The organism is Pedobacter sp. 01N310, assembly GCF_056399805.1.
Window position 1 is genome coordinate 78,979 of record NZ_JBFTSB010000001.1, and the last position, 22,530, is coordinate 101,508.

18 protein-coding genes are annotated in these 22,530 nt (G+C 39.6%); 11 read left to right on the forward strand and 7 right to left on the reverse strand.

Annotation, left to right across the window (positions count from 1 at the left end; translation table 11 throughout):
• Positions 1–6 precede the first annotated feature (6 nt).
• The 4 genes from AC1DNH_RS00270 to AC1DNH_RS00285 form a co-directional block, all read right to left on the reverse strand.
• On the reverse strand, positions 7–3,420 hold the full coding sequence (locus AC1DNH_RS00270) for a TonB-dependent receptor (protein ID WP_477625051.1): 3,414 nt from the start codon (positions 3,418–3,420) through the stop codon (positions 7–9).
• A gap of 212 nt (positions 3,421–3,632) precedes the next feature.
• Positions 3,633–4,811 (reverse strand): FecR family protein, encoded by a 1,179-nt coding sequence (locus AC1DNH_RS00275; protein ID WP_477585158.1) that lies wholly within the window; start codon positions 4,809–4,811, stop codon positions 3,633–3,635.
• Between the two features lie 68 nt (positions 4,812–4,879).
• Positions 4,880–5,476 (reverse strand): RNA polymerase sigma factor, encoded by a 597-nt coding sequence (locus AC1DNH_RS00280; protein WP_477585157.1) that lies wholly within the window; start codon positions 5,474–5,476, stop codon positions 4,880–4,882.
• 301 nt (positions 5,477–5,777) lie between these two features.
• The gene (locus AC1DNH_RS00285) at positions 5,778–6,824 is read right to left on the reverse strand and encodes a sensor histidine kinase (protein ID WP_477625052.1); all 1,047 of its coding nucleotides are present in this window, start codon (positions 6,822–6,824) and stop codon (positions 5,778–5,780) included.
• Between the two features lie 14 nt (positions 6,825–6,838).
• Between AC1DNH_RS00285 and AC1DNH_RS00290 the strand changes: the two genes are divergently transcribed.
• The 5 genes from AC1DNH_RS00290 to AC1DNH_RS00310 all read left to right on the forward strand — a co-directional run bounded on the left by AC1DNH_RS00290 (position 6,839) and on the right by AC1DNH_RS00310 (position 11,064).
• A complete protein-coding gene (locus AC1DNH_RS00290; RefSeq protein ID WP_477585155.1) occupies positions 6,839–7,105 on the forward strand; it encodes a hypothetical protein in 267 nt (88 codons plus the stop codon).
• Between the two features lie 353 nt (positions 7,106–7,458).
• Positions 7,459–8,211 carry a YoaK family protein gene (locus AC1DNH_RS00295; RefSeq protein ID WP_476767446.1) on the forward strand — a complete coding sequence of 251 codons (753 nt, stop codon included), beginning with the start codon at positions 7,459–7,461 and terminating at the stop codon, positions 8,209–8,211.
• 760 nt (positions 8,212–8,971) lie between these two features.
• A complete protein-coding gene (locus AC1DNH_RS00300) occupies positions 8,972–9,553 on the forward strand; it encodes a class I SAM-dependent methyltransferase (RefSeq protein ID WP_477625053.1) in 582 nt (193 codons plus the stop codon).
• Positions 9,554–9,598: 45 nt separating this feature from the next.
• Complete coding sequence (locus tag AC1DNH_RS00305) at positions 9,599–10,177, forward strand: methyltransferase domain-containing protein (RefSeq protein WP_477586156.1); 579 nt, start codon at positions 9,599–9,601, stop codon at positions 10,175–10,177.
• Positions 10,178–10,356: 179 nt separating this feature from the next.
• A complete protein-coding gene (locus tag AC1DNH_RS00310) occupies positions 10,357–11,064 on the forward strand; it encodes a Crp/Fnr family transcriptional regulator (protein ID WP_230144177.1) in 708 nt (235 codons plus the stop codon).
• 690 nt (positions 11,065–11,754) lie between these two features.
• Here the strand turns inward: AC1DNH_RS00310 and AC1DNH_RS00315 are convergent.
• Together AC1DNH_RS00315 and AC1DNH_RS00320 are read right to left on the reverse strand one after the other, a co-directional pair.
• Positions 11,755–13,827 (reverse strand): arylsulfatase, encoded by a 2,073-nt coding sequence (locus AC1DNH_RS00315; protein WP_477625054.1) that lies wholly within the window; start codon positions 13,825–13,827, stop codon positions 11,755–11,757.
• Between the two features lie 100 nt (positions 13,828–13,927).
• Positions 13,928–14,494 (reverse strand): RagB/SusD family nutrient uptake outer membrane protein, encoded by a 567-nt coding sequence (locus AC1DNH_RS00320; RefSeq protein WP_477610086.1) that lies wholly within the window; start codon positions 14,492–14,494, stop codon positions 13,928–13,930.
• 284 nt (positions 14,495–14,778) lie between these two features.
• On the opposite strand from AC1DNH_RS00320, the gene AC1DNH_RS00325 reads away from it, so the two are divergent.
• Complete coding sequence (locus AC1DNH_RS00325) at positions 14,779–15,552, forward strand: helix-turn-helix domain-containing protein (protein ID WP_477581287.1); 774 nt, start codon at positions 14,779–14,781, stop codon at positions 15,550–15,552.
• A 172-nt stretch (positions 15,553–15,724) separates the two neighbouring features.
• The gene (locus tag AC1DNH_RS00330; RefSeq protein WP_477581289.1) at positions 15,725–16,477 is read left to right on the forward strand and encodes an ester cyclase; all 753 of its coding nucleotides are present in this window, start codon (positions 15,725–15,727) and stop codon (positions 16,475–16,477) included.
• A gap of 133 nt (positions 16,478–16,610) precedes the next feature.
• On the opposite strand, the gene AC1DNH_RS00335 is transcribed toward AC1DNH_RS00330, so the two are convergent.
• Positions 16,611–17,552, reverse strand: coding sequence for a Dyp-type peroxidase (locus AC1DNH_RS00335; RefSeq protein WP_477581291.1), 942 nt, complete (start codon positions 17,550–17,552; stop codon positions 16,611–16,613).
• Positions 17,553–17,807: 255 nt separating this feature from the next.
• Between AC1DNH_RS00335 and fdhD the strand changes: the two genes are divergently transcribed.
• Genes fdhD through AC1DNH_RS00355 form a run of 4 tightly spaced genes read left to right on the forward strand, consistent with a single transcriptional unit; the run spans position 17,808 to position 22,365 of the window.
• On the forward strand, positions 17,808–18,686 hold the full coding sequence (fdhD, locus tag AC1DNH_RS00340; protein WP_477581293.1) for a formate dehydrogenase accessory sulfurtransferase FdhD: 879 nt from the start codon (positions 17,808–17,810) through the stop codon (positions 18,684–18,686).
• Positions 18,676–19,026, forward strand: coding sequence for a DUF7009 family protein (locus tag AC1DNH_RS00345; RefSeq protein ID WP_477581295.1), 351 nt, complete (start codon positions 18,676–18,678; stop codon positions 19,024–19,026). Before fdhD ends, AC1DNH_RS00345 begins: the two co-directional genes overlap by 11 nt.
• A 3-nt stretch (positions 19,027–19,029) precedes the next feature.
• On the forward strand, positions 19,030–21,387 hold the full coding sequence (locus tag AC1DNH_RS00350) for an FdhF/YdeP family oxidoreductase (RefSeq protein WP_477581297.1): 2,358 nt from the start codon (positions 19,030–19,032) through the stop codon (positions 21,385–21,387).
• 60 nt (positions 21,388–21,447) lie between these two features.
• Positions 21,448–22,365, forward strand: a complete 918-nt coding sequence (locus AC1DNH_RS00355; RefSeq protein WP_477581299.1) for a bestrophin family protein — start codon at positions 21,448–21,450, stop codon at positions 22,363–22,365.
• Positions 22,366–22,530: the final 165 nt, after the last annotated feature.

Here is a 22,530-nt window from a genome sequence, read left to right on the forward strand (position 1 = left end):
TTTAATTTAATAGGTTATAGAAAGACCAGCCAAAAAACGTTTGGTAACAGGATAGGCACCAGAGCCACCGTAAGCAAAAAACGGATCTGAACCGGTAATACTTTCCGGATCCATTATTTTAAATGGTGAAATGGTTAATAAGTTTTCTCCGCTTAAATAAAAGCGTACCCTAGAAAGCTTGATCTTATTAACCAGCGCAGTAGGCAAACTATAACCCAATTGTACATTCCTTAGCTTAAGGAAAGCAGTATTCCGTAACCAATAAGAACTTAGGACATTATTAGCCGCTGCGGTAAAGCTTAAGCGGGGATAAGCGGCATTTGCATTGGTTCCATCTGTTGTCCAATGATCTAATTGTTGTACAATTGGTGCTGACCCGAAAGACCCGAATGGCTGTGCAAGCCTACCGTTTAAAATTCCTTTTACTTGAGCCACACCTTGCCATACGGTAGAAAAATCGAATCCCTTATAATCTGCCCCGAAAGAGAAACCATAATTTATTTTTGGAAAAAATGTACCCAGATTTACCTGGTCCTGTGCATTGACAAATCCATCGCCATTGATGTCCTTATACTTTATATCTCCAGGTTTTGGTGTACTACCAACACCCGACTGATTAGCACTTGCATTAATTTCGGCTTGATTTTGAAACAATCCGTCTGCTTGGTAGCCAAATAAGTTGTATATCGGATCGCCAACCCTTTTTCCGGGAACATCTGTACCCTTTAGATCCGTTATTTTATTGGTTACTTGAGCAATATTTGCATTAAGGTAATAACCTACTTCTCCTACACGGTCTTTATAAGTTGCTATAATTTCAAAACCATTATTACTTACAGCACCCGCATTGGATGTTGGTGGCGCCGCACCTAGAATAGAGGCTTGTGGCAACGGGAGTAAAATATCTTTTGTATCCCTTTTAAAAATCTCACCAGTTAAGGTTAGTTTATTATTAAACAAACCTAAATCAAGACCTAAATTTTTTGAGGTTGTGGTTTCCCAGGTTATGTTGTTGTTGGCAAGTGCACCTTCTCTAATACCAACAACTTTGTTTCCATCAAAAATATACTGTCCGTTAAACTCATAGGTTGATAAAAACCTATAATTATCAATTTCCTGATTACCCAGTTGACCCCAAGACGCACGAACCTTTAACATTGAGATTGCTTTTGGCAAATTCAGGAAGTTTTCTTTTGACAAAACCCATCCGGCAGAAAAAGCAGGAAATAGTTTTGCCCTTTTTCCGGCAGGAAACCTGCTACTTGCATCATATCTAAAATTAGCTTCGAAAAGATATTTTTCATCATAGATATAATTCAACCTACCAAAGGCAGACCTTGATCTAAAATCTATCGTGTTGCCATAAGTAGATTGGTTTAAAGGATCGGCAGCGTTAATTTGTGTTAAGGATGGGTCTGATAAATTTATACGGGTAATTCCCTCGCTTTCTGATGTAATTTTACGCTGCTCATATCCGGCCAAAACCTTTATACCGTGTTTGTCAAATGTCTTATCATAATTCAAAAGCAGCTGAAGGTTAAGGTCACTATAACGATCAAATCCTCTTGACACGTTTCTGGTCGTGGTTAAAGCAGGGATAGAAGCTGCATTTTCTGGTGTTGCACTAATTTCTCCTGTTGTTTTATTTATCCGGTACAAATCTACCCCCAAACCCAAATTTGAAGCATAATTGTAGTCTCTAGTATTTGAGGCAACGCCCTTTAGCTTTAAACCATCTATAATTTTAATCTCAGCAAAAGCAGAACCTATTAAACGTGTATCGGCATTTTTTGAATAACCGTTAATGGTTGAGCTATAGGCCACAGGGTTTGAATTTAAGCTAGACCACGTTGGGTAAGCATATCGACCATCTGGATAGCTTACAGGGTCGTTTGGCCATTGTTGAAAAGCTTGATGCAGGTACCAGCTTTCTCCACCAACACCTGAAACCGTAGGCGGATCGTTTACATTTCTCAGGCTTAAAGCCAGATTAAAGCCTGTACTTAACCAGCTTGAAATTTTTTGGTCAAAATTAGTTCTAAAATTATAACGCTGATAACCTGTATTGTTCATCAGTCCATCCTGATCCAAATAACCTAATGATACGTTGTACTTGGTATCTTCATTGCCACCATTAAAGGTTAAGTTATGTGAAAGCCAATTTCCAGACTTCGGGAAAACCGCATCCACCCAATTGGTATTGGCATGGGTTAACGGGCTTGAGCCATCTCTAAATTTTTGAATATCCTGTGCAGTAAATTTCAAACCTGAAGTTGGTATGCCGTCATTGGTTTGTGCCTCGTTATACATGGTGGCCAGATCGGCAGAACTTACAGTTTGGGGTACTTTACCGAGGTCGGAGAATCCGCCTTGCATTTCGTAATTTACCTTTAGTTTACCTGCTATGCCCCGTTTTGTCGTTACTATAATGACACCGTTAGCGGCATTAATACCATAAATAGCCGATGAGGCTGCGTCTTTTAACACCGAAACACTTTCTATATCATTTGGGTTAACCTGAGATAAATCTGTAGTTTGTATACCATCAACAATAAGCAACGCATTGGCGTTTCCTAAAGTACCTATACCTCTAATGTTAATGGTACCCATGTCTCTACCCGGAGGGCCACCACGTTGCAGAACGGTAACACCAGGTGCCTGGCCAGCAAGAATATTCGAAATATTAGCAACACCGCGGTCTTTGATCTGTTTAGCATCTACTGTAACGACCGACCCCGTTAGGTTTGATTTTTTTTGCGTACCATAACCCACCACTACAACTTCACTCAGTTTGGATAAACTTTCTTTAAGTACAATATTAAAATTGGTTTGATTATTTACAGCAATAGTTTGGCTTTCAAATCCAACCGCAGAAATGATGATTTCATTTTCACCTGCTGCAAGGGAGAGTGAAAAATTTCCGTTGCTATCACTAGAAGTACCTTTACTGGTCCCTTTTATTGAAATATTTACACTAGGGATACCCTTACCGATAAGATCAGTAATTTTCCCTTTAATATCTGTTTTTTGTATTTGACCCTCATCCTTTTTTATCGATTTTAGCTTTTCTCTAATCACAATTAACTTATCTTCGATTAAATAGTCTAAAGATTGGTTTTCAAGACACTTTTTCAAAACCGTTTCCAGTGGTTCATTTTTAACGACAATACTGATCAGCTTTGTTTGATCTAAAAGCTCCTTATCATAAATAAAATCGTAACCAGTTTGCTTATGAATGTCCCGGAAAATTTTTTCGAGTGTTGATTTTTTTTGATTTAAGGTAATGCGTTGTGCAAGACTTGCGGCACTGACCTGCATTAAGCTAGCAATTAATATAACGGTGGTTAATCGCATCATGAGCCATATTTTAGCGGTATGCCATCTGGGCATACCAATTTCATTAGTATATTTTTTATACATTTGTTCGTTTGGTTAGGTAGCGAGCCTGCTGCTTCGAAACTTTGGGCTACTACGATTCAATAGTTGATTTAATTATTAACGATGCCAAACATCGACCATCTCCCGATCACCATCGGGATTTGGTTTTTACAGCCTCAGCTTTTCTGTCGTATTTTTTTTTCCATCTTTTAATGTTTAGGTTAGTGGTTCGTTGATTTTTAATAAAAATATATTTACTTACTTACGTATACTTTTTTCCCATCAATTCTAAAATGAACTTTACCTGTTTGTTCCATTAGCTTTAAGATTGTTGCAAGACTTCTTGACCTTGAAGAAAATCCACCGAGTTTAAAGCTATTGGGCGCATCATCTTCATAAATCACATCCACATTGTACCATCTGGCAATTTTTCGCATATTGGTCTTGAAATCATCGTCTTTAAAAAGAAATTCATTGTTTTTCCATGCAACAATTTCTTCTGTATCCACTTCTTTTATGGTTATTTTATTGCCTGTTAAGGTAGATTGTTGATTTGGTTGAAGTATTTCTGAATGGGAGTTGCTATTTACTTTTACGCTCCCTTCTAACAAAGTTGTTTTAACAGAAGGTTCATCAGTATAGGCATTAACATTAAAATGGGTACCTAGTACTTCAATTTGCTGGTTGGCAGTAGTTACAATAAAGGGATGGGTTTTATCTTTAAAAACTTCAAAATATCCTTCACCAGTAATAGAAACTTCTCTTTTGTTCATTTTCGCAAAGCTGGTAGGGTATTTAAGCATAGTAGCTGCATTTAAAAATACAAGTGTGCCATCAGGCAGGCGAACACTAATCTGTTCACCTCTAGTCGTTGTAAGTGTATTGTAGTGTATCCCATCAGATTTTTGGTCTAATACTTCATATACAATTTGGCCGTCTTTGGTTTTAGATATTTTTACACCAGATTGATTAGCTATATTTCCTGATAGCGCATCATTAATTAGAATTTTTTTTCCGTTTGCCAATGTAAGTGTGGCGCCTTCTTTGCCCGGGGCAACATCGTTAACATGCGCAGTAGGATTTTTTGGTTTAGTTTGTTGATTTAACACATATAATAATCCAATGCTAAAAATTATGATAAAAACAGCAGCTACAATAGCGATACGGGGCCAAAGTTTAATTGACTTTTTAGGCTCGTTGTACTCCCGGATTCGATGAATTAGTTTATCTCTTACTTCAGCAACAGCATCAAGATGTTGGTTAGTTTCTCCAGTCTTCTTATCTGAATTAAAATAACTGGCAATTGACTGTTTCAGCAACGCCTCATTTTTATCGATTTCAAAGTAGTCGAGTAATTCATTTATTTCAGAAAGTGTACACTCCTGATTGAGGTACTTGCGAAATAATTGTTCTATATCTTCTTGAGTTTTCAATCCTGTCCTTTTTAATCAATACGCTGAAGAAAAGAAATAGGTCTGCTCGAAAATGAAATATTTTATAATTATTTTAATAAAGTGGCAGTAATGAAAGAAAGGACCACTAAGTCTGGGTTCTTAAGCAAATAATCTCTCACCACCTTATTGCCTTTTACAATGTGATCCTTGACTGTTGAGGTAGAAATGGAAAGGAGACTGGCCACCTGATCATAGCTTTTCCCTTCTAGCTTACAGAGCATAAAGATTTGCTTTCGCTGAGGCGGCAACAGATCAATTGCCTGCTGGATTAACTTCATACTCTCCTTACTGTGAATTGCCTCTTCGGCATGTGTATAGTAATCAACTGCATTCTGCAAAACAGTCTGAGCATATTTTCGATCCTTTGCCAGCTTCCGAAAATGGTCGTAAACAAGGTTTACCGCAATGGTAAATAAAAATGATCTGAATGGTTTTTTAACATCAACATTTTTTCGCTGAATCCAAATTTTGAAGAAAGCATCTTGAAGCAGTTCCTTTGCAGTTTCTTCATCATTGACCATATGATTAATCTTGGCAAACAACTGCTTGCTATAGGAATTGTAAAGTGTAGTAAAAGCATATTGATCCCCCTCGGCCATTTTAGTCAATATTTCACTTTCATCGGGAAGGGAATTAGATGCCATTCGTAATAATTATCACTCTTAAATTTACAAAATTTAAGCCTCAATGATAAATAAAATATCTCAAAGTTTCAGCAATGGCGTTTTATAATGGCATATGGTAATACATCAGTTTTCTGAGGCCAAAAATTCACCGGAAATTTTCTTGTCTTCTTATGATCAGTAAGCCAGTTCCAGAAAAAAACGGGAAAACTTACACTACAAATACGGGAAATTTCCCCTAGTCTGCCTGCCGGTAATCCGATACATTTGATCCATACATCTAGTTAAAATAATTGTTATGGAAAACAATCGCATGGAACTTTTATGCCATCGACTGAAGCGAAATCTTTAGTTCGGTTTCAAAATTAGCCCCGTTCATTCCATATTCAAAACTGTATCTGCCCGGATATGCCGGTGCTAGTCTGGCGCTGATATTGCTCAGGCCGGTACAGCTGCCCCTTTTCTCTCCTGAATATTTGGTCAGATTGCTGGTGGCAAAATAGATTTCCCCGTTTGAGCTGCGAACCTCAATAATGGCTGGGTAATCTGGATCGTTGAATATGCCGTGTTTGAATATGTTTTCTACGAGGGTCAACAGGACGATCGGGATAATTTCAGCCTGTCCGTCACTGATTTCTTTAATGTAGCTCATGTTAAGCTGTTGTTCAAAACGAAGCTGGTTGAGCTGGATCATATTTTCGACCTGTTCAAGCTCTCTGGCTAGGGATACAACATCGTTTTTACTGTCTTCCAGTGCATATTCCATTAGGTCGCTGAGGCCTGTTATGGCCTTGCGTGCATTTCCAGGATTTTGCCGGGTAGCATTCTTGATAAAGTTAAGGGTGTTAAAGAGCAGGTGCGGATTGATCTGGGAACGCAGAAAGTCTTTTTCGGCTGTAATCAGCTGGAGCCTGAGCCGTTCGATCTCGAGCGCTTTCTGCATCTCCATATCTTTTTTCTTCAGGTAGTTTTTAAGGAAGAAAAAGCCGGTACCGTACATGATAAAAAATGTTGCCCTCCAGATGGTGACACCGATATAGCGTATGTTGAATACGAGTGCTGTCGCTCTTTGTCCCAGGCCTGTCAGCAGCAGATTGATCAGTGATGCTGCCCCAAGATAGAGCAGGATTTCAGATAACAACCCATGGCTGAACCTCACTTTTCGATAACTGGTGCTGCTGTACAATATCGGCATGATCCATAAGGAGTGAAAATAGAACATACCGATATTAAGTACATAGAAAAAGAAATAGTGCAGCGGATTGCTGAATTTTCCAGTCATCGCCCAGGCAAGGACAACTTCCATGAAAATGTAAATGCTCCAGCAAAACGCATGGATACGCAGCTCTTTTTTGCTTAGTTTTTTCATCTGATATAGTGGTTATGGCATTTGCTGGTGGTAGTGTTTTGTGCGGTGATAGCCTTTATGTATCCCGAAGTAGAAAGCATCTCGGCGTGATGTATAGCTATCCCAATCAGATCCTTCTTGGCAGGGATGAATTCCATGTCTTCTTTGAAAGGACGGCAGACCTTGAGTTCGATACTGTCTATGGGGCTTTTGATAATCAGGAGATAAAGGGGAATGCCATGCAGATCTTCCGTAATTCGATGCTGAATTACCAAAGATGCTACGGGCTGGAGGGCAATTAAGGTAAAAGGAATTGTTTTGCGCAAAAAAAAGCGGCAAAGTAATTTGTCGCTTTCCAGGAGTTAATTGCTGTTCAGAAAATTTGATCAGTAGCAGACGGTTTTCAATCTTTGCAAAGCTATCGGAAATGTATGCTCCCCTTCATGGTAAGAAATCATCTTGAATACTGATATTTATCAGATTCATTCGACTGGATTTATTTGGAACTTTGGGCGACAGTTTTATGGCCTTGCTTTAAATTGCTTTCCTGTCCTAGAAGGTTTTGCCATTTATGATTTTAAACCGGCCATATCACTTCTCTTTAGGGGCATATCATGGAGCGTAATTTATTTGGGCGCGATCAGATTTCATTATAATGCTTAGACACTTAGGACCAAAAAGGACATATGGGCATAATCTCAGATTGGCAAGCCTGTTAGGCATGACTGCTGGTTTTGTCAATGCTGAAGGCTATCTTGGATTTAGCATTCTTACCACAAACGTAACAGGACATGCTGCACTTTTTGCTGAAAGGATAGCCTTTCAGGATTGGGACACAGCGCGGGTTATCGCCCTATGGATGATGCTTTTTCTTGGTGGTGCATTTATTTCAGGTCTGATCTTGTCCTTTACAGGTCATAACCAACGTTACTCTTACTCAATTCCCATTCTCATCGAGATCGGTGTATTGCTGTTTTCAGCATTTTTCGGGGGAAGCTACAATGGAACGCTTCTCTCAAAGGAGTTGTTTGCCGGAAGTCTTCTTTTTGCCATGGGGATGCAGAATTCACTGGTGTCCATGGTGTCCGGCTCTGTCGTAAGGACTACCCATCTGACGGGTACTTTTACGGATCTGGGGATAGAACTGGCACAGGTACTGCGTAATGAAGGTCTGGAATGCAAGACTGTAAAATCGAAGATCAGGCTTCGGCTTGCTATTATTTTTTTCTTCATGGCAGGGGCAATTGCAGGAGCTTATCTTTTCAAACATTTTGGATTCCCTTCTTTTTTTGCCCCGCTTGCAATTCTTGTTTCCGTATTGCTTTATGATGTATTCAGGGTCAGGGCCAAAAGGTATTATAACAGGACCGCAAGCGCGGTGAAAAGGAAGATCGGACCACATCCCTAGATTAACTGCCAACACAGCTGGAGGCGACTGGGCAAAAATATATTGAATTTACATTGCACAGTCAAACTGATAATTATCATTTTTCTCCATGATATTTTGTCGGAAAAAATAGCTTATTACCCTATAATTTTGTTTTCGGTTTTGTTAAAGGACCTGTATGGCCATGAATGGAAGTATCTCTGGGCGGGTTCGATAAATAACCTTCTTCCCATTGTTGTCTTATCGGTCGGTCAACAGTGCGTTTTAAAGGAGGAGAACATCAATAAAAGAAGTACTGTTTTTAAACAGCTATTTGGAAGAAATACCTAGGGGTACCTGCGCAACTGTATGGACAGTTTATCGTATTGAGATATGTGGTGGTCTTCCAGATAAAAAGAATTAAGCAAATGATTGGAATTCCATTACCGGTATCCTATGGTCACAAAGTCTATACATTATATGTTATTTCATATGTGACTTCGTTGTTGCTGGAAAAGGAGATTTCGGTTGATATACTTCTTGAAGGAAAGAACCATAAACTGATCCTTGATCAGGAGCGTGTATGGAGGCAGCAGGTTGTTGAGGGATGTATGCAGATTGAGCCTGGCCTGTTAGGCCGGCTAACGCAGATCATAGAATCCCGATGGCTCGGAAAATTAAAACAATCAAGATAGATGGTGAGGGCGTTTTAGCTTATACTTAACCCAGGAGCTTGAAATGTAGATTTGGCAATAGCCTTGTATCGCTATCTGTCGGAACCAATTAAGATTAAGGCGTGAACATGATAAATAAAATTTTCGAGGACGATCAAACATTCGATTGGCTCTATCCCGAGCATTTTCAACTGATATCCAAAAAACAATGGACCCCGATAGGTATAGTGCAACAGTCTGCTGAATTTCTTGCCCTTCCAGGTTCAAAAGTGCTCGATATCGGTAGTGGCATCGGAAAATTCTGTCTCATAGCAGCAAGGCAGCATCCTGCAACCATGTTTTTCGGAGTAGAACAGCGGCAGGAATTGGTGCATCATGCAAATGTTGCCATGGAATTTCTCAGACTGGATAATCTGGAATTTATCCATGCCAATATGACCCAGGTAAACTTTAAGGCCTTCGACCATTTTTATTTTTATAATTCTTTTTTCGAAAATGTGGATTTTATTGGTAGGATCGACGATTCTGTAGAAACCTCACTGGCTTTATATAAGTATTATACACAGTACCTAAGCGCAAATCTGGATAGGATGCCGCAAGGGACCCGGTTGGTTAGCTTTCAGGGGTCTGGCAAGGAAGTGCCTGAAAATTTTACTTTAGTCAAGAGTACTTTTAACGGTCTTTTAAATATGTATGTCAAAAGCCACTGATTGCCCATTCCATTTTGTGCTTTTTATTATCGAATCAATAAATAAATGATAAATACCTACTTTGATCATGATATTCATTTCGATTATCTATATCCCGATCATATCCAACAACTTTCCAAGGTTCACTGGACACCGCTTGACATTGCAAGAAAGGCATCTGAATTTCTTTCATATCCTGCCCATAAGGTGATGGACATTGGCTGCGGTGTTGGCAAATTCTGTCTGACCGCAGCGTTTTTTAATCCCGGCACATTTTTTTATGGTATAGACCAGAGAAGGGACCTTATCAGATATGCAAATGAAACGAAGGAAAATCTTAATCTTTCTAACGTTGATTTCATTCATGGTAACATAACCGATGTAGACCTTAAGGAATACAGGAGCCTTTACTTTTTCAATTCCTTTTATGAGAACATCAATACCGAAGGTGGGATTGACTCTACCGTTAACAGGAATTATGATCTTTACCGTTTTTATAGCCAGCTGCTTTATAAGAAACTCGAGGCACAGCCACAAGGATGCAGATTGGTTACTTATCATACCGTAACAGGGCAAATCCCTCCTTCCTATAAGGCCATTGCCCAGTGCCATCATCCTGAGCTCAAAATGTATATCAAAGGATAATTTTGACTTTGATGCGCTCCCTTTGCGAAGATATGTCTGAAAAACATTACGGTGGCCTGGTTAAAAAAGGAAATCCAAAGGAAAGCCTTAAAATAAAAGTTGATTTGGGATTGTGCCCAGAGATAGTCCCCTGGGAGGGAAACTCCATGTAATGAATAATATAAGTCGTACCTTTATATATGAGCTTATCAGGAATTTTTCCCATTGATAAATGGAACTTCAGTACGCACTCGATATTAAATGTACTGACCGAAGAGGAGTATCGGTTCCTGATTTCAGGACAGGCTGAACAGAAATATGGAAAAGGAGAGGTGGTTTTCAGGGAAGGAGTTGTGCCTTCGGGGATCTACTTTATCCATAAGGGTAAGGTGAAAAAATATAAAGTGGACCATAGTGGGAGAGAGCAGATCATATACGTTGCTAACCAGGGAGAGTTCATCGGTTACCATGCCGTGCTCTCCGAAGAGCGGTATCCGGATTCGGCTGCTACTATAGAAGAGAGCGTTCTTAGCTTTATACCTAAAGAAGATTTTCTTCAGGTGCTGAACAATTCGCCCTTACTTACCTCACGTATGTTAAAGGCACTAAGCCATGAATATACAGTATTGGCGAACAGTATTTCTGTTTTTTCGCAGCGTTCGGCCATAGAACGGCTTGCCATAGCGCTCATTTTTCTCAGAGAAAAGTATAAACACGACCTTAACACCGATGGAGAGATTCTGATCAATATCTCAAGACATGACCTGGCTAACCTTGCCGGGCTGGCGAAGGAGAATGTGATCCGGCTCCTTAAAGAGTTAAAGTCGGAAGATATCCTTTATACAGATGGCAGGAAAATCTGGATTAAGAACATTGAAAAACTGATTGCCCGATCCAACTATCGTTAGCATGATTTATCATTCATTGGAATTATGTCATGCCAACCGGGATTTTGATCACCTATAATAATGCTTTTTCATCATCGTCATCTTTGGTTTTTCGGTAGATATTTATCATTAACCCCTGAGATATTGTTAATTCTTAATCCGGATGCGAAATTGTTTTCTCCGACAGGCATAATTTTTAACGCTAGTACTTTATAAAGGGTGATGCAGCTTGCATTCAGCCCACCATCAAATTTCATCAGCCAGGAGATGAGCTCTTTGGTAATTATGTTGAAGTTGAAAAAGGTTTTGATTATTCGGAACAATGTGGTTTATTAATTAAATTGAGGGTTGGTGATTTTGATTATCTTCAATTCTATCAGATAATTCAGCGATTGCACTCATTTGAGCTATAAAATCGGTCGACAACAATACAATGTGCAACCCGTCTTAAGAAAGGTGCCTTAGGAATCTCCTATGGCACTTTCTTTTTTTATTAAAATTTATATTTTTTGATAATTCCTCTCAATCCGTGTTTTGAGGCTGATTTCTGGTGTTCGATGTACCATTGGGGTTTAACTTTTTTAAACTCAGGTATTTTCAAATATCTAATATTTATATCTTTATGTTATTGTAATAGTTCGACAGTTATTCTGCTAATTTTGATATATTCCAAAATGCAGATTAACGCCCCATTGTGGTGGATAACCCGCACTAATAAAAGCAATTTTTCTCCCCTAGATCTTCCCATTTACCAGATGCAGCTTTAATTTGCAATTTGAAACCTTTTTTAACATTTTGATCTTTTAAACAATAAATTGTGAGGGGATGATATCCCTCGTCAAGTGTGACAGCCCTTTGAACAACTTCCCCGGTTTTATAATCAAAATCAGCATCGAGCAAATTAAATTCATGAAGCTTGACAAATGCACTGTTATCTGAAATAAGTTTAAAAGTATATAATCCTCTTTTTGGAATTTTGATAAAGGTTTTATACATAATCATCCCTTTGGCCGTTTTAATTGGAAGAGGTGATTTGGTGCGGCCCGATTGATCAGCGCTTTGAGGATTTAAAGATGGTATAAATTGAAAATCTCCTTTAAAAAATGACCATTTCAGACCTTTTTCTGCATTTTTAGGAATATCTATACCAGGTACCGGTGTATCATCATAGGGACGGGATGCATCTGAATCTGAAATTCTTAACTGTAATACCTTAGCTTTCATGGTTGCTTGCAGTTTTTCGAAGCCCTTCTTACCAGCAAGGTTATTTTTTTCCTTTGGATCTTTTACTACATTATAAATTTCAAACTTATCATCAGCCGATTTGATGTCATACCGTACCCCTACAAAATCTCCCATTCTGATGAGCTGCATCTGATTACGTTTTCTGCCTGCGTGCCCAGGTTCGAATTGATCGAAGCTCGGTGTATTACCAGCCTCAAAATATTCACTGTATACTAAAGCTTTATCCTGCTTTCCGATATTGGTCAATGAAGGGAGTAGAGACACACCAGTTGTTCTTACGGGTGCAAAGGTTTTAGCGGCTCCTGCAAAAGTTGGCAACCAGTCCGAGAGCATTGAAGGAGTGTTTACAACTTGGCCAGCAGGAATGCGCTTTGGCCAAACCACTAAGGCGGGCATACGTACGCCACCTTCCCAACAATCACGTTTTATTCCATCAAAGGGACCATAGCTACTGAAAAAAGTTGGTTTAACAGGTACAAAAGACTTGGGTAGATAAGATTCTATCGATGGACCGTTGTCAGAGGTGAAAACAACAAGTGTATTGTCATCGATTTTTAAATCTGATAGTAGCTCTCTGATATCGCCAACGGCATCATCCAGACGCCTTACCGCTGTTGCATATCTTTTATAGGTATCTGGCCATGGAACCTTCGGGGTATTTGGGTCTTTATCATCATCGTAAGTAGCCTCTGCATAATCAGGATGGACATAACTATCAACATCTCCAGAGGCGGTATTGATCATTTTTTCCTTTTGACCGGTCCATTGCAGCCCTCCCTTTAGCCCACCGCCTGTTGGGTACGCTTGTGTTGGCAGCTCGAGTACTGCATGTGGTGCATCGTAAGCCAGATACATAAAAAAAGGTTTTTTGTCCTGGTTCTTCTGCTCAAAATTTATAATGAAATCCTTTGCTTTTGCAGTCCATAAATCAGTGGTATAACACTTTTGTAATCCTTCGGAAACTTCTTTATAGTTGGCCCAAATTTCTTTTTTGCCCCTATATACACCCTCCACAGGATAGTGCTCATGTCCATCTGCATGGCGCATATAGCCAAAATAATTATCAAAACCTCTTTTTAAAGGATGGGCGGGCCAGTTTGGTTTTTGTTTTTCATCGGTTCCCTGTAAACCCCATTTCCCGATGGCAACAGTGGTATAGCCTGCATTTTTTAATACCGTGGCTATGGTGTGGTTATTTTCCAATGCTTTATCGAACTGATTATCCCGTATGATGGCATTTCCCTGGTTTACTCCGGTCATTAGAGATGCCCTTGATGGCGCACATACAGGGGCATTGGCATAATGCTGGGTTAATATGGCTCCTGATTTTGCCATTTCATCTAAATGAGGGGACATTAAAGCAGGAAGGCTTTTACTCCTTTGATTCTGAAACAGAATACCAAGATCGCCATAACCAAGGTCATCCACTAAAATGTAAATGATGTTTGGTTTTTGCTGAGCATATACATTAACATTGAATGAGAAAAAAGAAATAATGAGGAAACTAAGGATCAGCGTTTTGTTTTTACGGTTTTTCATATTTAAAAATAAAGGAACGAAAATAAAAAAAACAATAAATGATATATGAAGAAAATTACCGCCCTAAATTTTGACGGGGCGGTAATTACTGATCGTTGAATTATTTCCATCCGGGATTTTGCACGATTTTTGGATTGAGTACAATTTGGTTCGATGGAACCGGGTACAGGTAATAATATTCTGGAAAGGGGCTGGGAGGTATTCCCAGATACGAAATATAACCGGCAGTTGCTCCGTTCTGAATCGGAATGATACTATTTGCAGGTACGTCTGTTCCCTTTGTAATGTACCGTCCGAGTTTTTCTTTAAGCGCATAATCCATTTTCTTCCATCTGCGCAGATCATCAAACCTGAATCCTTCACCAATTAATTCGATCGCTCTTTCTCTCCTTATCTCCCAGAGAATGGGATTGATGCTCTGGTCTCTGTTTGGATCGTTGGTGATCGAGCTTAAATTTAATGGTGCAACCGCACCTCTTGCCCTGAGTTTATTGATGGTCGCATCTGCCGTTGACTGCGTAAAAGTTCCCAGTTCATACATAGCCTCAGCGTGGTTTGCCAATATCTCGCCCATTCTGAACAGTGGGCAATCGCTTATGTCCTGTCCCTGCGCATCCTGTACCTGTTGGTTGTAATATTTATAAAACCTGTAACCTGTATAGGTCACATTGTAGGGCTGACCATTTGGGAAGTCAACATAATGTGGTTCTTGCTTTACAACAAAACCGTTCCAGTTACGTGTAGGATTTACGATAAATAGGAGGGATTAATACTTATTGTTTACTGAAGTTTTTCGATGATGATGAAGTTCATAAAATCAATATCTGCTGACTCTCCAAAGTATTTTACTTTATCTTGGTATCCTCCCAAATTATTGGAGGGATATATATCCGAGAAAAATTTTGTACAGCATAAATAGAAGCTGTATTTTTATCAGTACCAACAGCAAAAATGAAAATTGAAGAGTATATACCGACCGAATTACTGAGACCTTTCATCAAGGCATACAGAATTGTTGAAAGTGAAGTGGAAATGACAAATAGGATTTTGCCAGGCACTTCGCTTGTTGTTGCTTTTCGTTACAAGGGACAGGTTAGTTACCTATCAGACGATAGAGAAGAACTTTTGCCTGTTTCAACTATTTCTGGTTTAAGAAAATCGGTAAGACTCGTCCACTATTTACAAGATTCCGCGACCATAGTTGTTCAGTTTAAAGAGACAGGGGCTAAAGCATTTTTTAACGAACCGCTCTATGAACTCTTTGAAGAAAGTATTTCTCTTGATGCTTTCATTAAGAGAAATACAATTGAAATTATTGAAGAACAATTAGCCGAAGCTCAAAACAATATTCAAAGGATTGCCATCATTGAGCAGTTTTTATTATCACGATTAGACAGCCATACACCTGACAGATTAATCTCAGCAGCGGTAGAAATAATTCATTCAACAAAAGGTGCAATCAGAATAAAAGAATTAGCAGACACGCTTTGTATCAGCAATGACGCTTTTGAAAAGAGGTTTAGGAAAACAGTTGGCACATCGCCAAAACAATTCTCCTCTATTATAAGGATGGAGGCAATTGTGAGGCAGAAACAACAAGCAGAAAGCCTGGCAGGCATAGCTTTTAACGCAGGATATTACGACCAACCTCATTTCAATAAAGACTTTAAACTGTTTACGGGGCAAACACCATCAGCGTTCTATAAATCGCCTAACTTTTGGTAATTCAATGATTTTTTACAATGATTTGGCTTGAGTTGTTCTGAAATTTGAAGTATAAAAAATATAACCGATGACTTCAATACTCAGAATAACCTTCGCATTATGCACCGTAATGATGTGCAAGCAAAATAGCTTTTCCCAAGTTACTAACAGGTCATTAGAAAAATCAAACAAGATGGATAACAATAAACAAAAGGAGCTCATTTATTCCCTCTACGATACGGTATTTTTAAAAAAACGGTATGAGAAGTTATCAGAGATAATTTCACCGGATTATATAAATCAGTTTGGAGCCAAGGGCGCCACTGGCTTTCAAGAAACAATATTTGAGTTAACAAAAGCATTTCCAGATGCTCAATGGGAAGTAAAAGAGATAATTGCTGATGGAAATAAAGTAGTAGTAAAACAAAAATTTAGTGGAACTCATAAAAATCAATTTCAGAATATTCCGCCAACCAATAAAACTGTTTCTGTTGACGGGATAGCAACCTATGAATTTAAAAATGGCAAAATAACTGGAAGTCAGATACAAACGGACCGCTTAGGCTTTTTACAACAATTGGGTGTCTTACCCATCGACCTCACAAATTTATCCAATAAAAAAGAAAATCGTGATGAGATATACTTCGTCGATAAGTTTTCAGTTCCCAAAGTATCAGTTGAAGAGTTTGTAGAGAGAATGAATTATAACAGGGTGTTTATAAAAACTTTGCCAGGCTTTATAAGTGATCAGGTTTTCGAACAAAAAGACAATGCGGGCAATTTGATCATTATAACAATTGCCGTTTGGGAAAACCAGGATAAACTAAATCAAGGGAAAACAACCGTACAAACAGAATATAAGCGAATAGCATTTAATCCTGTTGAATTTTACCAACGATTAAATATAAAAATGGAAAGAGGACAATATTCAAAATTTAAAGAGTGAGAAATGTGCAAAGATGCTTTTGGGAATTTCCAAACCATCAACGATTAGCTGATGCACATTATCGGTAAGGAACGGTGATTTTTGGTTCAAGCCCGGTCTCGTATTACCTCGCATCAATCATCACAAGAATTAGCTACATGCCTTCTTCAGCATAAGCCTGTAGCATGGTAAGGCTTGGTGCAAAATATAAGGTGCCTGTGTGCGGAGTGCTAAAATCAAGGATCCGATCTGAATTGCCAGGCGGGTAACCAATGAACATTCGTGTTAACATTTCTTTAACGGTACTGAAATTTTTAGAATAAGCAATAAAGTAGGTTCCAACTTCACCTTTTGAAGGATGTCCGAAAGGCATATTGTCTCTAATTATTTTAAGGTCATTTCCTGCTTTATCCTCAATTCCTGCAAGGGCACTATGGGAGTTGCTGGGTTTTACATCATCGGTCATTTCGATATCGCTCATTTTATACCGACCGATTACTTTCTCCTGATCCTCCGTTGAAAGCGCTTCCCAGTTTTTCATTTCATGTAAATATTTTTGCACAAAAAGGTAACTCCCGTTTTTATATGCTGGGTCCTCCTCTCCAACAAGAGCGAAAAAAGGCCTTTCATCACCAATTGGATTTTCCGTTCCATCAACAAAACCCAGGATCGAACGGCCATCCCAGTACCTGAATCCATGTATCTCCTCCAGGCAATCGGCAACTGGCAGCATGATGCTCGCAATGTCACTCGCCATATCAAAACATATTGCCATGTCAAGCGCCCGAAGATGGATATGGATATCTCCCGGAGTGGATACTGCGATATGTTTTGCGCCGATAATTGGCTCGAAATTACAAAGTTCCTTAGGAGGAGGCAAGGGTAATCCCAGTTTTGGCCAGGCCGAAAAGCCCACGCCCAGTACACAGCTCGTTCTTCCTTTTACCACCCTAACGGCATAAGAACGGTTCATATTCTCTACCAGTGCACAAAGCCTTTTGAAGGCCGGCCTGATGGCTGCTCCATCTTTAAATTTCCAAACCGTAAAAATGGTATTGTTATTCGGATAGTCTGTTACGTTTTGAGATTGATTCACAGTTATATTTTTTAAGCGTTTAGTCTGACTAATATTCCTTCTTTTGAAGTTAAATATAATTAAATTATAATTGGTTCGGAATGGCAAGGCCTCACAAAATAAGAGGCTTTATCAGTGTAAAATCATATGCCATAGCTGCAAGCTTAGTAGGCTTGGGCACGCTGCTGGCTCAATAATTATATCATGAAATAACAATTGCTTTGTATTCAAAATAACTATATTTAGTGTTAATTTCTGACTTTACCAATCATTGTTATGAGGGATGTTCCATCAGTTTCGATTAAGCACCTACCTGTCAATAAAGTTTCAGGTTTCATCGCTTCGCCTTCATTGGATATATTATCAGTGGAAGAGCCACTCGAAATTAGAATAGTATATGGACCGGCAGGGAACCGGATTGAAAAGAATATTTCCATCACGATGCGCACACCCGGAAATGACCTGGAACTTGCGCTTGGGTTTTTGTTTACAGAGGGCATAATCTCTTCATATGGAAATGTTAAAGCCATCAGCCATATATCCATGCCCTGTGAACTGCAAAAAGAAAATATTGTTTGTGTAGAATTGACTGAAGGGTTTATGCCCAATCTTTTGCAATCTGACAGGAATTTTTATACCACCTCAAGCTGTGGAGTTTGTGGCAAGGGTTCTATACAATCCATTAGAACAGTAAGCCCTTATTCAAATTTAGCCCATCAACAGGAAATGCGTTTATCTCCAGATGTATTTTACAGCTTGCCCGAAAAATTGAGGCTGGCCCAAAGCAATTTTGCAGCAACTGGTGGTATCCATGCTTCAGGTCTCTTTACCATAGAAGGCGAATTGTTATTACTCTGTGAAGATGTGGGGCGTCATAATGCATTGGACAAGCTAATCGGTACTGCGCTAAATAAGAATATGCTTCCTTTAAGTCAATTTATATTGCTTTTGAGTGGAAGGGCCAGCTTTGAACTCATCCAGAAAGCAGCCATGGCCGGAATTTCTATTGTGGCTGCAATTGGTGCTCCATCAACCCTCGCCGTAGAATTGGCCAATGAGTTCGATATTACATTGCTTGGTTTTCTTAGAAACGACAGATTTAACATATATACCATTAACGATAAGATACTAACCCCGACATCGCATGAAAATTAGAATTAAAGGCAATTCATTAAGATATAGATTAACCAAATCAGAAGTGGAGGCCCTGGGTACTGTTGGGTTTCTCTCCGAAAGTTCCCATTTCATGAGCAAAACATTGGAATACGCCATAACAACTACAAGTGATGACAACCTAAGTGCCGATTTTATTGATAACCGCATCGTGCTGTACATGCCCAAGAAAATGGTAAAAGAACTGGTCAATACAGATAAGGTAGGATTTAGTAACCTGAGCGGGCCTGTTAGCTTGTTGATAGAAAAGGACTTTACCTGCCTGGATAATGTAGAAGAGGACCAAAGCGACAATTACCCCAATCCCCATTTAAATAGTTAAGGTATGGAGAACGATAAAAAAGAACCTGCTGCAGAAAATCCCTATAAATTGTTAGGCCTTAAACTAACACCTGTAAAAACATGGGCTGCTGGCATACCCGCAGTGGTGGCCGCATTCGGAGATCTAATTGAAGAAAAAACACTTTTAAGAGGGACGAGGGCATTGTTTAAAATGAATCAGGCAGGTGGTTTCGACTGCCCGAGCTGTGCCTGGCCGGATCCGGATGATGAGCGTTCTCCATTGGGAGAATATTGTGAAAATGGCGCAAAGGCACTTGCCGAAGAGGCTACAACCAAAAGGGTTACTGCCGAATTTTTTAAGGAAAATTCTGTTTTTGACCTGGCAAAGCTGGATGACTTTACCATAGGGAAAATGGGGCGGTTAACCGAACCAATGTACCTGCCACAGGGAGGCACCCACTATCAACCTATCTCCTGGGAAGATGCATTCTCGAAAATTGCAGCCCATCTGAATGCGTTGGAAACACCAGATGAGGCAACATTTTATACCTCGGGAAGAACGAGTAATGAAGCATCATTTCTTTACCAGTTATTTGCCAAAGAATATGGGACCAACAATATGCCCGATTGCTCCAATATGTGCCATGAAACATCAGGTACTGCACTACGCCCCACGATTGGTATTGGAAAGGGAACCGTAAAGCTCGAAGATTTCTACGATACCGACGTAGTTGTGATCGTAGGCCAGAATCCGGGAACCAATGCACCAAGGATGATGAGTGCCCTCGAAAAATGTAAAAAGAACGGAGGTAAGATCATTGCCATAAACCCCTTGCCTGAAGCAGGATTAATGGGATTCCGTAATCCTCAGGAGGTAAGTGGTGTGCTGGGTACTGGCGGAAAACTCGCTGATATTTATCTGCCTGTAAAAATAAATGGCGATATGGCCCTTTTGAAAGCGATTGAACTGCTTCTGCTTGAATTTGAAAGAAAATCTCCAGGAGCGGTATTCGATCATGATTTTATTGCCGAAAAAACAGTTGGCTATGGTGCTTTTATCGAGCAGTTCGAAACCTATAAATTAGCAGAACTTGCAAAGGAATCTGGGGTTTCTACTGCGTTGATTTATGATGCTGCACAAATGCTGGCGTTTAAAAAAAGAATTATTATCTGCTGGGGAATGGGAATCACCCAACAGCCCAATGGTGTAGATATGATTAAGGAAATGCTCAACATCCTGTTGTTAAAAGGCAGTATTGGTAAACCCGGGGCAGGTGTTTGTCCTGTTCGTGGGCACAGTAATGTTCAGGGAAACAGGACCATGATGATTGATGAAAAACCTACGGATGCCCAACTAGACCGTCTTCAGAATTTTTATGGCTTTAATCCTCCCCGTAAACATGGGTATGATGTGGTGAGGGCAATTAAAGCCATGCATGAAGGGAAACTCAAAGTCTTATTCTGCTTGGGAGGGAACTTTCTATCTGCAACACCAGATACAAACTACACCGCCAATGCGGTACGAAAACTTAATTTAATCGTTTCCGTATCTACAAAACTGAACCGTAGCCACCTGGTTCATGGAAAGGAATCCATGATATTGCCAACACTGTCCCGGAGCGATATTGATATGGTAAATGGTGTGCATCAGTTTATCACTACAGAAAACTCGATGGGAGTAGTGCAGTCATCAAAGGGAATGCTGAAACCGGTATCAGACAATCTCATCAATGAAACACAGATTGTATGCCGTATGGCGATTGCAACTTTGGGCGATAAATCGGTCATCGACTGGAAACGTTACGCAGAAAGTTATGATGCCGTAAGAGATGACATTGAAAAATGTATCCCAGGTTTTGAAAACTACAATGAAAAGGTTAGGCGTAAGGAAGGATTTTATCTGCCTAATCTCGCAAGGGACGGGAAATTTATTACAAAGGATTTTGGAGAAAAAGCACCATTTACATTAACCAGTCTGCCTGAAAACAACTTGGAAGATGGGGAATATATGATGGCTACCACTCGTACACACGATCAGTTTAATACCACCATTTATGGGCTTGATGACCGGTACCGGGGCATAAAGAATGAACGTAGAGTAGTATTTATGAACCAGAACGACATTGATGGTGCAGGGTTCAAAGCAGGAGATAAGGTAGACTTATTCAACTATGATGATGGAATAGAGCGGATAGCACCACTGTTTATTATTGTTTCCTATCAGATTCCTGAAAAAAATGCCGTTACCTATTTCCCGGAAACAAATGTCCTGGTAGGGATCAACAATGTAGTGAAAGAAAGCAATATGCCTGCATCGAAATATGTAAAGATCAGGATTAAAAAACATGACCCCGGGATATATGAAAGGGTGAAAAAACTGGAACAGGCTGTTCAGTTATAATCTGAAAATAGACAGGAACGACCACGTTATAAATAAAGATGCTTAAAGCCAAAATATAGTATGATCATTAGAAATAAGGAAAACTGGTTTAAAATGCTGTTTGTTTGGCATGGTTCTGTTCTTCCAAAGCTCCTTCCCAGACTCGCGTTACTTTTTGTTTTGTCAGTTGGTGTTGTATTCTTCAATGGTAGAATCTTTTCCTTCAAAATCCCTTTAAATCCAACACCTTTAACCTTATTTGGATTTGTACTCGCATTGTTCCTCGGTTTCCGTAACAATGTTAGTTACGATAGGTTTTGGGAAGCGCGGAAACTCTGGGGAGCCCTATTAAATTGCACACGTTCATTGGCCCGGCAAGCACTTACGCTTCCAGAGCCCCCAGTCGACAGATCACTTTCGCATCAATTTATTGATCTTCTCGTCTCTTTTACCTATGCCCTCAAACATCAGCTAAGGGATACAGACCCACAACCGGACCTTAAAGCACGGCTTAGCGAAACACAGTATGGTTTTATCCTCTCCGTAAAGTACAAACCTGTTATGATTACGAAACTGATGGGCGAATGGGTAGCTAATGCACACCAGACTGGCCGCATTGACACTATACAGCAGATGAGATTCGATGAAAACCTTGATAAACTGGCCGAGATTGTTGGTGGGTGTGAACGTATTATTTCCACCCCCATTCCTTATAGTTATCGGGTGTTGTTGCACCGTACTGTCTATTTGTACTGTTTTTTGTTGCCCTTCGGGCTGGTTGATAGCCTCCAATGGCTTACCCCGTTTATTGTAGCCTTTATTGCCTATACTTTTGTAGCCTTTGAGGCCATTGCAGATGAGATAGAACAGCCTTTCGGCACAGCATCGAACGACCTCGCCCTAAATGCAATGTGCCTGACGATCGAAACCACTTTGAAGGAATTGAACGGTGAAGAAATTTCTGGGAACATCATCTCAAAAAATGGCATTATCGATTGATCATTATTTACCCTGAATTTTATTTGTAAACGGAATCTTAGTCCAATTAATTCATCCATAAATTGGTTAGGTTTAGTATGGTGATAGATCAAGAATTTTTAAAGATCTTAGTATAAAACTGAAACCTTTTTTATGTCTTAAAATTCTCACGATAATTTACGCGCT